General features: G+C 44.3%; 10 protein-coding genes. All 10 read left to right on the top strand.

The window, feature by feature from the left end; genetic code table 11:
- The first annotated feature begins 169 nt into the window (after positions 1–169).
- Positions 170–1,927 carry an NAD-dependent epimerase/dehydratase family protein gene (locus VNN20_02595; protein ID HWP91071.1) on the top strand — a complete coding sequence of 586 codons (1,758 nt, stop codon included), beginning with the start codon at positions 170–172 and terminating at the stop codon, positions 1,925–1,927.
- A gap of 65 nt (positions 1,928–1,992) precedes the next feature.
- On the top strand, positions 1,993–3,171 hold the full coding sequence (locus VNN20_02590; protein ID HWP91070.1) for a glycosyltransferase family 4 protein: 1,179 nt from the start codon (positions 1,993–1,995) through the stop codon (positions 3,169–3,171).
- Positions 3,172–3,303: 132 nt separating this feature from the next.
- Complete coding sequence (locus VNN20_02585) at positions 3,304–3,882, top strand: metal-dependent hydrolase (protein HWP91069.1); 579 nt, start codon at positions 3,304–3,306, stop codon at positions 3,880–3,882.
- 18 nt (positions 3,883–3,900) lie between these two features.
- On the top strand, positions 3,901–5,859 hold the full coding sequence (gene asnB / locus VNN20_02580; GenBank protein ID HWP91068.1) for an asparagine synthase (glutamine-hydrolyzing): 1,959 nt from the start codon (positions 3,901–3,903) through the stop codon (positions 5,857–5,859).
- Entirely contained in the window at positions 5,843–6,406 is a 564-nt protein-coding gene (locus VNN20_02575; protein HWP91067.1) for an acyltransferase, read from the top strand. The genes asnB and VNN20_02575 overlap by 17 nt, the downstream gene beginning before the upstream one ends.
- An 83-nt stretch (positions 6,407–6,489) precedes the next feature.
- A complete protein-coding gene (locus tag VNN20_02570) occupies positions 6,490–7,572 on the top strand; it encodes a lysylphosphatidylglycerol synthase transmembrane domain-containing protein (GenBank protein ID HWP91066.1) in 1,083 nt (360 codons plus the stop codon).
- A gap of 122 nt (positions 7,573–7,694) precedes the next feature.
- Positions 7,695–9,266, top strand: coding sequence for a GMC family oxidoreductase (locus tag VNN20_02565; GenBank protein ID HWP91065.1), 1,572 nt, complete (start codon positions 7,695–7,697; stop codon positions 9,264–9,266).
- 26 nt (positions 9,267–9,292) lie between these two features.
- Complete coding sequence (locus tag VNN20_02560) at positions 9,293–10,441, top strand: serine hydrolase domain-containing protein (GenBank protein ID HWP91064.1); 1,149 nt, start codon at positions 9,293–9,295, stop codon at positions 10,439–10,441.
- Positions 10,442–10,499: 58 nt separating this feature from the next.
- Positions 10,500–11,591 (top strand): DUF4185 domain-containing protein, encoded by a 1,092-nt coding sequence (locus VNN20_02555; GenBank protein HWP91063.1) that lies wholly within the window; start codon positions 10,500–10,502, stop codon positions 11,589–11,591.
- 275 nt (positions 11,592–11,866) lie between these two features.
- Positions 11,867–12,121, top strand: a 255-nt coding sequence (locus VNN20_02550; protein HWP91062.1) for a hypothetical protein, incomplete at its 3' end; no start/stop codon positions are given.

The following is a 12,121-nucleotide window of genomic DNA, read 5'->3' as shown; positions in this document are numbered from 1 at the left end:
TGTTGTAAAGCTTGTTTGTCATGATTCGTGGTTTAATACTTTGTCTACTCAGTGGGGAAAAGTTACTCACGGTGTTAACCCAAGGGTTAACGGGTCACCAATCGGAGATACATTACTAAGGATGATTTGCGATAATGGTTTTATAGTTACATAACGGAGATATCGTTGAATGAGAGTATTAATTACCGGCGGAACAGGATTCATCGGTTCTAGGTTGGCTCTAAGGTGTGTTGAACAGGGGTACTCCGTCAGGGTTTTAGGACAAGAAAACACTCCTGCGGAATCGGAGAACAGAAAGTTAATTGAACAAAAAGGCGCTGAAGTAATTTTGACATCGGTTACGGACAGAAAGTCACTGCTGGAGCTAGTGAAGGGGGCCGATATAGTGTTTCATCTTGCCGCGGCACAGCATGAAATGAACATACCCGATCAGAGGTTCTGGGATGTGAATGTTACCGGGACCAAGAATATGCTGGAAGCCTCATTGAACGCTGGGGTAAAGCGCTTTGTCCATGGCAGCACGATAGGTGTTTATGGATCCCCTGAGGGTATGATTGATGAAAATTCTCCTTGTAAACCGGATAATATATATGGAATAACAAAACTGGAGGGAGAAAGGCTTGTGCTCTCCTTCAAAGAAAAACTCCATGTGGTTGTTGTTCGTATTCCTGAGACTTACGGACCCGGAGACCGTAGGCTAATGAAACTCTTCAAAGCGATAAATAAAAACATGTTTCTGATGCTCGGTAACGGGAAAAACTTGCACCATCCGATATATATTGACGATTTAATAGATGGTCTATTATTAGCTGCCACGACTGAAGGAGCAATTGGAGAGATATTCGTACTTGCTGGCAAAGAAGCTATCACCACTGATGATATGGTTAGGACTATAGCGGGGCAAATAAGCAGAAAGGTGCCCAAATTCCGTATTCCTCTTCATCCGTTACTGATAGTCGCCACGATCCTAGAGAAGTTATTGCGGCCGGTTGGTATACAGCCCCCGCTTCACAGACGACGTATGGACTTCTTCAAGAAGAGTTTTACTTTTTCTCCGGAAAAATCCGCAAATATCTTGGGATTCGTGCCCAAAGTTAGTTTCAAGGAGGGAATACTCGAGACGGCCAAATGGTACAAGGAAAAGGGACTGTCTTTAAAGTTAAAGAATAATGAGAAACCGAAAAAAAGCGAGATGGGCATGATGAAATCCAGTTTTGATTTAACCGCTAAAATTGAGGAATTTGACACTTTTTGGGAAGGGCCAGAAGATGTGGAAAAAGGTTACTCCACTTTCGGTAAGTTTTACAGAAGCAATTATCTAAAATACTTACCGGCTGACAAACAGGTAGACATACTTGTGATTAGCTGTGGCCCTGGGTACTTCGTCAATATGTTGAACCAGGAGGGATATACGAATGTTATAGGAATAGACTCGTACGCAGAAAAAGTAAATTTTGCGGAAGAAAAGAATCTTAACTGTCGAGTGGAAAGAGCCTTCGATTTCTTGGAGAACAACCATAATCCCTTTGATGTCATCTTTGGAGAACAAGAGATAAATCATTTGACCAAGGATGAAATATTGTTGTTCCTCAAATTATGTAGAAAAAACCTTAAGGATGGTGGAATCTTAATAGTCCATTCCCTGAATGGAGCAAATCCGATAACTGGCGCCGAGGCACTGGCCCAAAATTTTGACCATTACAATACATTTACCGAATACAGTCTCAGACAGGTTCTGGAATATTCAGATTTTCATGAGATAAGAGTATTTCCACTTAACCTTTACGTATTTTATAATAACCCGCTAAATTATGTAGGCCTTTTACTCGATAAATTGAACGCCTTGTTTTTTAGATTTAATTTCATTTTATATGGCAAGTCAAACAAAATATTCTCTAAAAAAATAGCAGCAGTTTGCCGAAAGTGATCTAAGCAGGATTCTTAGTGGTTAGGTTTTTAGCCAGATATCGTGTTGAGGAATCCTAAAAGTAGATGAGGGTGCTTTTTTGCAACTACGAATATCCTCCGTTAGGAGGAGGTGGTGGCGTAGTTAACGCTCTTCTTGCGGAGGAGATGGCCAAGCGTCACGAGATAACCGTTCTGACTTCTCAAGGGCTTGGTTTGCCACGGGAGAGTGTTGAGAACGGAGTAAGGATCATCAGAACCCCGGTGTTCTTCAGGAGGAAGGAGGCTGTAGCCAATCTGCTTTCCATGCTGGCGTTTATTCCTATGGGGATCAGGGTAGGTGAGAAGCTTCTGAGGTCTGCACAATTTGATGTCATCAACACACATTTTGTCCTTCCGACTGGACCGGTGGGAGACGCTTTATCTCGTTTTAGCGGCATACCAAATGTGCTTTCGCTGCATGGAGGTGATTTGTATGATCCGAGCAACCTAATTTCACCCTATCGTAACCCACTCCTTCGGCCTTGGGTAAAACGTCTACTGAGGCGAGCGGATATGGTTGTGGGACAATCGAACAATACACTGGATAACATGCGTCGTTTTTATACGCCGGAAATCGAAGGAATACGAATTCCATTAGGAATACGTAAGCCAATGGTTGTCTCATCGTTTCGTAGAGATTATGGTTTCAAAGAAGATGATGTCCTATTGGTTACGGTTGGTCGGCTCGTGGCTCGTAAGGCTATAACTCAGCTCATACAGATGATACATATTCTAAAAGATAAGAGGTTGCGTTTGCTGATTCTGGGGACGGGGCCTCAGGAATATCTTCTTAAAAAAGAGACCCAGAGGATGCTATTGGACGACCAAGTTTTGTTCTTTGGTCATGTTGAGGAATCTAACAAATTCTCTATACTGCAGATTTGCGATATATATGTTTCTACGAGCCAGCATGAAGGATTCGGCTTAGTTTTCTTAGAAGCGATGGCCTGTGGACTTCCAATAGTATGCTATGATCATGGCGGGCAGACGGACTTTTTAATAAACCAAGAAACCGGATATGTGGTTTCACTGAACGATCAAGATCTATTCAGAAAACAGCTTCAACTGCTCGTCGAAAATCGCTCGCTTCGCAAGACTATTGGCGAGAATAATAAGCAAAGAGTCGAGGCCTTTTATATAGATAAGTGTGCCTTGATGTACGAAAATGTATTTGATAAAGCTATTCGAGCAAAGGAAAAGGTAAGGCGAACAATAACTGTCTGATCTACACCCGGTTGGTAAAAGCGTCTTCCTTTCCGTCATTGCTCCAAATTGGCTTATTTATTTTATTCTAATTGCTATTCAGGGTTTTGGTGTTTCCATCAATGAATGGTCAATTTTATGGGAGGTCTAGTTATGGCCACTCCGATAGGTCACTCCTTGGCTGGTCTGGCCGTTTATGGTCTTCTTTCACCGAGGAATAGTCGCATACAACTTAGTTTGATCCTACTGTGTGTGTTTATGGCGAACATCCCGGATTTTGATTTCTTACCCGGTATTCTCAAGGGTAAGCCGGCCTTATATCACCAGGGAATTACCCACAGCATTGGGTTTGCTCTAACTGTCAGCCTTGTCGCGACCGTCGTATATAGAGCTATAAGCAAGCGGTGGTCATTCTCTTCAGTGTTTATCCTGTGTTTTTTCTCATATTTGTCGCATCTGATCATAGATTTTTTCTCTCCGGATGCCGAGCGCCCGCCTTTTGGCATACCCATTTTCTGGCCGTTTAGTGATGATTATTTTGTCTCTCCTGTATCCGTTTTTTTGGGGGTTCGCCACGCCAGCGCCACTCATGCATCTACTGTAGAATGGATTAGGGGTATAGTTGACTCGCACAATCTTGTGGCCATAGCTCTTGAAGTTATATTGATTATACCTCTTATTCTATTTGGGCGGTTGTATAGGAAAAGGACTATTGCAAGCGGTTCAAACTAATAGGAGAAAAATAATAAGATGTGTGGAATATGTGGAAAGATAAATCCACAAGGGGTGACCAGAGAGGAAATAAAGGCCATGTCCGATATCCTTGGTCACCGAGGTCCTGACGATGAGGGCATCTATATCGATACCATGACCGGCTTGGGGCATCGTAGACTCTCTATTATCGACCTCGGTAGAGGGCACCAGCCTATGACTAATGAAGATGGTTCCCTTTGGATTGTTTTTAATGGCGAGATCTATAACTATGAAGAAATTCGTGTAGGTCTCAAAGATTCTCATCGTTTTTCTACTAACAGCGATACCGAAGTTATACTGCATCTTTACGAAGAAAAGGGAGAAAGCTGCGTAGAAGAACTGCGCGGCATGTTCGCGTTTGCGATCTGGGATGCTAAGGAACGTTCGCTTTTTCTAGCTAGGGATCATCTTGGACAGAAGCCGCTTTTCTATGCTCATCAGGGAGGCCGATTTGCCTTTGCATCGGAAATCAAAGCGCTTCTCGTGGCTGAGCCGTCGCTAAGGGAAATGAATTGTGAAGCGCTCCATCAGTACTTGACCCTGCGGATTATAGCTCCACCGCGAACCATGTTCTCTTCTATCTATAAACTGCCTCCTGCGCATACGCTTAAATTTAAGGATGGACAAATTATAATCAAACGCTACTGGGATTTGCGTTATGAGCCCAAGTTTCGTTTCAAGAATGAAAATGACCTGCTAGATGAGCTCGAGCAGAAAATGCTGGAGACGATTCGTCTCCACATGATCAGCGACGTACCAGTAGGGGCGTTTCTCAGCGGGGGGATGGACTCAAGCCTGGTTGTAGCCATGATGAGTAGAATGACCAAGCAACCTATAAAAACCTTTTCTGTGGGTGTTCCCTATGAGAATTACAGCGAGCTGCCCTTTGCCCAAATGGTCGCGAAGAAGTATCATACGGATCATTTTGAAGAGACTATTTACCCTTCGTTGATCAAGGTGTTGCCGGAATTGATTTGGCACTTGGACGAACCCTCTGATCCTCTCTCCGCTTGTATGTATTACATCTCGGAGATGGCACACAGAGAAGTGAAGGTAGTATTGGGTGGTGACGGCGGCGATGAGCTTTTCGGAGGGTATGATCGATACTACGGAAACAGGTACGTGGAGTATTATGCAATATTACCTGAAACCCTTCGTAGACATGTTATGAGCCGAGTCCTACGTCTTATGCCCGATGGCTTTTGGTACAAGAGCTTGAGTCACAAGCTGAAGTGGTTAAATCAGTTATCTTTCTTGCGAGGAGGACTGCGCTACGCCCAAAGTTTGAGTTATTTCTACTTCACGGAGGAATACCGTCAGATTCTCTACGGCGACCGGCTACACCATGGATTAGATGGATTTGACCCGCTCGAAATCATTCGTTCTTACTTCGATTGTGACAATGCATCAGAGCCTTTGGATAAAATGTTGTTTGCTGATAGCATGGTTCGCCTGCCCGACCATTCTGTGATGATACTTGATCGTACCACCATGGCCCACGGTCTTGAGGCTCGCTCCCCCTTCATGGATCATAAACTGGCGGAATTTGTTGCGCGTATCCCGGCGTCGTTGAAAGTGCGAGGCCACACGCTACGCTATATCCAGACAAGGTTAGCGGGGAGATATTTGCCAATTGAGTTGTTGCAAAGGAAGAAACAAGGGTTTTCATCGGCTCTTCCTTACTTGCTCGCAAACGAATTTCAGAAACTTTTTGAGACTTTTCTCTCTGATTCTCACCTAGTTCATGACGGCTACTTAAGAGAAGAACCAATAAGACATCTGCTTGCAGAACATCTACAGAGAAAAGTGGATCATGGCAATCGACTCTGGCTATTATGCAATGCGGAGATTTGGTATCGAATGGGTATCGAAGGTTGGACTAGAGAGCGACTGAAAGAGCAGCTGGTTAACCCTACCGGCTTACCGTCAGAACAAAATCATGTACAAGCTCGATAAATATAAATATTTTGTTCAGGTGGTTAAGAGCAATCCTTCTGAACTGCTTCGACTGGTGAGCATCGGCCTAACAACTGCTAAATATCGCTATCTGAAGCGTTGCGTAGGCAAAGGAACGATAGTCGAGCCAAAAACCGAGATTATAAATTCCGCAAATGTGCGCATCGGTAACGACTGTCTGTTGAAGGAGGCCATTTATATTAGAGCTGGTACTGAAGGAAAGGTAATAATCGGAGACCGCGCTGCCATAAACGGCTTCTGCCGGCTGTTTGGCCATGGGTCTATCGAGATCGGCGAAGATACGCAAATCGGTCCCTGCTGTCTTATTACTACCACGGACCATGATTACCGAGGACATTTGGAAACGAGCTTTAAACCCGTGGTAATTGGGAAAGGTGTATGGGTTGGGGCAAATGTTACAATATTGCCTGGGGTAGAAATTGGAGACTATGCGGTTATCGGCGCTGGGGCGGTTGTTACGAAGAGCATACCCCCTCGATCAATAGCTGTAGGAGTACCCGCCAAGGTGGTTAAAACGATCGATTAGCCCTTCTACCAACATTTACAGATTCGGGAATGGATGAGTACAAGATAGCTTATACAAAGAAGAGAAAATAGGATAAAAGATATATGAGTCAGTATGGTCATACTCATGCGGTGACGAAAAAAGGCGGTAGAAAATTTCTATGGTTGAGAATATTTCTGAGTGTGGTTTTGATCCTTTTTCTTCTTTACACAATCGACCTCGGGGAAATCGCTGATATCGTCTCGCGATGTAATTTCACTTACGTGCTACTAGCTTATTTTATTGCCCTATGCGACCGCGTCCTTATGGCTTACAAGTGGAACATTCTGCTGAAAGCAAAAGGTATAAGGATTCCTCTAATAAATATCACCGGTACCTATCTAATTTCTACCTTCCTGGGATTATTTCTGCCCGCTACGATTGGCGGAGATGCACTCAGGGCTTATGCTGTATCGAAAGAGGGACATAGCGCAACTAACGTTATTTCTTCAATCATTATAGAAAGAGCGTTGGGTTTTATAGCCCTTTTCATCTTTGTCCTGATAAGTATTGTGCTGAGCATTTTTGTATTCGGACAAAACTTTTTCGAAGGTATATGGAAGTTGTTTTGGTTGTTTTTAGTGCTTTTGGTCTTATCTATTTTCTTAATTTATTTTTCTTTTAGCGAATCTGCTTTGAACCGTTTAGGTTTTTTGTTTCGCTGGTTTGAAAGAATTCATAAATATAGAATAGTTCAAAAGCTAAAAGAGGTTTACATATCGTATAGAAGCTTTCAGGACGATAGGACTACTTTGAGTATTTTTCTGCTTCTTTCTTTGGTAGAAAACCTGTTTCCGCTTTTGTGGACCTATTCGCTGTCGTTGGCCTTTAACATTGAAGTCCCACTTTTATACTTTTTCATCTTGATCCCTATAGTGCTAGTGCTAGTGCGTCTACCTATTTCTTTCGATGGCATCGGAATTCAGGAGGGTGCCTTCGTATATTTTCTAGCGCTTATCGGCGTAGCAAAGTCTGAGGGGCTCCTTTTGGGTATTTCAAGCCATATTATAGCGGTTATGTCTGTTTTGCCCGGAGCTGTATTGTATTGTGTAAGTGGGGTTAATTTTCGTATACCACGATATGAGGGAGAAGGAGAATTATCCCAGATATCTGCAGACTTGAAAAAAGATGTTTTAAGCGAGAAATAAGGTAATAGTGGTTTATTCAGGCTTGAAGTCCACGAGAAGTTTATTTGGATCGGCCTCCAATATTCAGTTATTTAGCCTTTTCATCGGTATTATTCTCAGAATAAAAAGGACGTAACTCGGAAATGCGTAAACTTAGCCGCAGGTCTTTTCTGATCGGCCTGGCTGGTGCTGCCTCCGCAGTTGCCAGTTGGCTTTCGTTCCCTCGGTTAAGGGAATTATTCCCAGGCTTATACAATAGGTTATTACAAAAACCGGGCAATCTACCCAGTCCCAGCCTGCGCCTATATTCGCCAAAAGACCTAAATCAATCCGGTCAGTTTGACGTTTGCATCATCGGTTCTGGACCAGCCGGGTCGGTGCTGGCTATGAGCTTAGCCCATAATGGTTCTAAGATACTAATTCTGGAGTCGGGGCTGGATTTGAGTCATTCTGATCCACGGGTCCAAAAGCTCGATGTTTACCGCAGTTCAGGTCCTGTCACGTACCCGGTGGTAGCGACCCGGTTACGTGCCTTGGGCGGTGCATCGAACCTCTGGACCGGAAGGTGCTCCCGGCTTCACCCCTTAGATTTCGAGAAGAATGCTTATACACCTGACGACGCCCATTGGCCAATCACCTACGACCAACTCGAGCCTTATTACGAGAGGGCAGAAAAGACGTTGCGTGTACGGGGAGGACATTTATCAAATTATCATCCCCCTAGGAAAAATGCCCTTCCTTTACCCCCTGATACAGACATCGCTGCGCTGAAGTCGTTGATGAGAAAAGCGGGCATCACGGTTGACTACTCGTCAACATCTACCGGAAGGTTTGGGAAAGGACCGGTCAAGACAGCTAGGGATTTACTCCCGGATATATCCATATCTCCCAACGCCAGAATAATATCCGGAGTTACGGTTACCGAACTGGTTCCTGATCCAGACGGTCGAATTGTGAATGTGGTGGTTAAAACTCTGGACGGGGAGAGCAGACAGATAAGAGCGCGTGTTTATGTAATCGCTTGCGGAGCCCTGGAAAGCACCCGTCTCCTTCTCCTTTCTCGTTCGCAAACATTTCCTGAGGGTATAGGTAATAGATATAATCTGGTCGGGAGCTGTTTTACCGAGCACCCGAATCTGATTTTTAGCGGAAAGATTACCTACGATAAACCTCCCCCTCACTTCCAGTTGGGCCGTAGCCATCAGTTCTACGAGCAGTTTAAGAAGCAGGGTATGGGAAGTGTGATTTTGGCTTTCTACTGGGAGCCAAAGACACCAGGGATTCTGAAAATTGCGGCCACATTGGAGATGCGCCCCATGGACAAAAACCTAGTGTCTCTCGCCTCGGATTTGAAAGATTATTTTGGTAGCCCTGGGCTGGACGTTTCTCTCAGTTTCTCGGATGATGACATCAGGACTATGGATCATGCCCGGTCGTTAGTTAAGAGCATCTATTCTGAGCTTGGAGGCGGGGATGTCCAGGAGGAGCCAATGTCCTGGTCGCATCACCACATTGGCACCTGTCGTATGGGTGATGATCCCAAAAGAAGCGTCGTGGACCGGAACCTCCGTGTTCATGATTCACCAAATCTTTATGTTGCAAGCAGTGCGGTTTTTGTGACAGGCGGTGCAGCCCATCCTACATTGTCTATAACCGCATTATCCCACAGGTTAGCGGATCATCTCATTGCAAGATTGAGGGATGAAAATATATAATATACCCGGGATGGGAGTTTCTTGCTATGAAGCGTCTTTTCCTTTTATCGAGGGTAAATATGTCAACTGCGCTGGCAATACTAGCTTTTTTAGCCTTTGTGATAGCTCTTATAATAGGTTTTAATCTTTTTCCTACATACCAAAAATTTTCTAAATTCCTCAGTAAGTACAACCTAACATTTCCTTGGACCAGTCCCAATACGAAGTGGGAGATGGCTACGCCGGAAAGCATGGGGGTTGACGGTCGAAGGCTTAACCTATTCAAAGACGATTTAATTGCCAGAAAAACAAGAGCCTTATTGCTGGTGAGGAAAGATAAGATCATTTTAGAGTGGTATGCGCCAGGTTACGGACCGAACACTTTGCATGGGACCGCTTCGTTAGCAAAGGTTCTTGCCGGTAGTATGTTATTGCTCCTTGTGTTAGGAGATGGACGAATCGTTATAGATGATCCTGCTTGGAATTATATACCTGCATGGAAGGACCACCCGTTTAAATCTAATATAACAATCCGTCATCTGATCACACATACTTCGGGAATCGAGGATGCGAATGAACCAGGAAAACCTAAAGAAGAACTAACGGAATGGAAAGGAACCTACTGGCGAAATCTGTCTGAGCGATTTCCGATCGCCATTACTAAAGCGCCCGTAATTTTCCCTCCCGGTTCTAGGTATGCTTATAGCAATCCCGGAGCAAAAGTAGGGCAGCTAATGCTGAATAGAGGTGAATGGAAAGGAAAACAACTCTTAGACCCGGTATTGGTCGACAGAGCGTTGTCATCATTTGGCGGCGGACCGGAGGTTGAGATACCATTAGGCCATCCCGAACCCGGTTTCTATTGGTGGGTGAACTCAAATGGTGCTCTAACTTCTCTCCCCCATGATGCCTTTATCGCTGCTGGTGGAGGACACCAGATTTTGCTGGTGGTTCCTAGCCTCGAGCTAGTGCTAGTACGGTTTGGAGGATCGCTCGGCAGCGGTCAGTTACCTGGACTTGGTGGTGCGTTCTGGAGAAATTTGGAGAATTACTTATTCAGGCCTCTAATGGATATATTGGGTAATCGATCTTCCAGAGTAGGGATGAGTAAGGTCTTTGATGCTCAGAAAGAGATGATTCAGCTTATTATCTCAGAAAAGCAAATGAAATGTTCGATTAGGTACTTTAATATTTAGAAAACAAGAACATGCACTGTTATAATTAAATTTAATAGTTATCTTTAAGGGGGGAATTATGAGGAATATTTGTTTATGTATCATTCTATTTGTAATAATTGGTTGCGGTGGAGATGGCAGGGATGGAGCAGAATCGTTTAGTTCTCCTCATCCTCGGAGTTTGCTAATTACCGGTATCTCCTTTGATTGGTCAACCCATAAAAGGCTGGCTCCAGGCAGTGATAATTGGGCAATTACCTGGGCAGATGATGGTCATCAATATACAGTCTGGGGCGATGGCGGCGGTTTTGGGGGTACCAATAAAGACGGACGTGTATCTCTAGGTGTTGCCCGAATAGAGGGGTCTAAGAACGACTACAAGGGGTTTAATGTCTGGGGTGGGAAGAATGCAGAAAACCCAGCTCAGTTTGAGGGCAAAAGCGAAGGGATCATTTCAATCGGGGGCTCGCTATACATGTGGCGGAATGGCGATGGGTCAGGCAGCGACGCCTTTAAATTCTCCAGGCTTTATAAATCGACCAATCGTGGTGCAACCTGGACGTATACCGGGGTGGAGTTTAACCAAGGAACACAGGCTGATCTGGGTTTCTTCGCTCCTTGTTTTTTGCAGTTTGGGCAGGATTATAAGGGTGCTAGGGACAATTTCGTTTATATCTACGCTCCCAATATTAAACAACTTCAATGGGACGTTCAGTTCCCCGGCGAGATAACTCTGATGAGGGTACCGATAGCCGCCATTGAAAATCAGGGTGAGTATGAGTTTTTTTCTGGCTTGGATGACAATGGAAATCCAACCTGGACGTCTAATATTAACAACCGCAAGCCGGTGTTTCAGGACCCCAACGGTGTGATGAGGACCAGTGTAAGCTATAATCAACCCCTGGATAAGTATTTTCTCGTCACCGAGCATGTTAGTAGAGCTAAAGGAAATATAGGTATATTCGAAGCCGACGAGCCCTGGGGTCCTTGGAGAACAGTGCTTTATGAAATGGCATTTGGAGCCCCGAATATAGAACCGAACACATTCTATTGGAACTTCTCGAACAAGTGGCTGAGCGCAGATGGAAGGAACTTCGTGCTTGTCTTTACCGGAAAAGAATTCAACGACTCTTGGAATACCCTAGAAGGCACATTCTTGTTATCGAAGTAGTTAGCTAGTTCGCTTAGTCCATCCATTCTCTTAGAAAGTCATCCAACCATGTGTTTTTACGACACTATAGGACTAGCCTTCTTCTGAGAGTGTGATCTTTGAAGCTACTCCTCAAGTATAGATTAAGCCTTGAGGTTTAATCTATTTCTACAATTAGACCTTTTTTCTCCTCTTAATAATACCAAAGTCCAGGTTGACCAGGGGCGACGAAACACCTTATCATTTGAATGACTAAAGTCTTTCTCTATAACTTCCGTACATGAGGATGGGGTCCCATGTATCGAGAAAAAGAAATAATAATCGGGTGTGCAAAGCGCATAATATGGATCTTATGTCTAATCTGTGTCTTCTTATATCCGTATCATTCTGCAGTTCCAGATGCGAATCGCGCCCCGATAATAATCGACAATACCGACTCTGGTTTTTCTAGGGTAGGCACCTGGACTACCTATTCATGTGTTTCCGGCGTCTGTTATGGCTCTAACTACTTGGTGACAGGTGCCGGAACCGGTACTAAAAAGGCTACATGG

The sequence above is a fragment of the Thermodesulfobacteriota bacterium genome (genome assembly GCA_035559815.1).
Taxonomy (GTDB): domain Bacteria; phylum Desulfobacterota_D; class UBA1144; order Nemesobacterales; family CSP1-2; genus DATMAT01.
This window is presented reverse-complemented; position numbering and strand designations above follow the sequence as displayed.

Bases quoted from the DNA above. Each gene is read 5' to 3' on its own strand.
- VNN20_02570 (HWP91066.1), top strand. From the start codon at position 6,490: ATGAGTCAGTATGGTCATACTCATGCGGTGACGAAAAAAGGCGGTAGA.
- VNN20_02565 (HWP91065.1), top strand. From the start codon at position 7,695: ATGCGTAAACTTAGCCGCAGGTCTTTTCTGATCGGCCTGGCTGGTGCT.
- VNN20_02555 (HWP91063.1), top strand. From the start codon at position 10,500: ATGAGGAATATTTGTTTATGTATCATTCTATTTGTAATAATTGGTTGC.
- asnB (HWP91068.1), top strand. From the start codon at position 3,901: ATGTGTGGAATATGTGGAAAGATAAATCCACAAGGGGTGACCAGAGAG.
- VNN20_02560 (HWP91064.1), top strand. From the start codon at position 9,293: ATGAAGCGTCTTTTCCTTTTATCGAGGGTAAATATGTCAACTGCGCTG.
- VNN20_02595 (HWP91071.1), top strand. From the start codon at position 170: ATGAGAGTATTAATTACCGGCGGAACAGGATTCATCGGTTCTAGGTTG.
- VNN20_02575 (HWP91067.1), top strand. From the start codon at position 5,843: ATGTACAAGCTCGATAAATATAAATATTTTGTTCAGGTGGTTAAGAGC.
- VNN20_02585 (HWP91069.1), top strand. From the start codon at position 3,304: ATGGCCACTCCGATAGGTCACTCCTTGGCTGGTCTGGCCGTTTATGGT.
- VNN20_02590 (HWP91070.1), top strand. From the start codon at position 1,993: ATGAGGGTGCTTTTTTGCAACTACGAATATCCTCCGTTAGGAGGAGGT.